Source organism: Paraburkholderia sp. RL18-101-BIB-B, assembly GCF_046026985.1.
GTDB lineage: Bacteria > Pseudomonadota > Gammaproteobacteria > Burkholderiales > Burkholderiaceae > Paraburkholderia.
In genome coordinates, this window is the sequence record NZ_JARESV010000230.1 from 1 (window position 1) to 322 (window position 322).

Here is a 322-nt window from a genome sequence, read left to right on the forward strand (position 1 = left end):
AGCCGGCGCGACCTTGACGATCAGGCGCGGATCGAACGGCTTCGGAATCAGGTATTCCGGGCCGAACGAGAGGTCCTGAATGCCATACGCCGTCGCGACGATGTCGCTCTGCTCCTGGCGCGCCAGTTCGGCGATCGCGTTGACCGCGGCGATTTCCATTTCCCGCGTGACCGTCGTCGCGCCCGCATCCAGCGCGCCGCGGAACAGGAACGGGAACACCAGCACGTTGTTCACCTGGTTCGGGTAGTCGGTGCGGCCGGTGCACAGCACGGCGTCCGGACGCACTTCCAGCGCCAGTTCCGGCAGGATTTCCGGCGTCGGG

At 66.8% G+C, this 322-nt stretch carries 1 protein-coding gene; it reads right to left on the reverse strand.

The window, feature by feature from the left end; genetic code table 11:
- Positions 1-322: malic enzyme-like NAD(P)-binding protein (locus P0D73_RS46865; RefSeq protein WP_408436578.1), on the reverse strand; the 322-nt coding region annotated here is incomplete at both ends.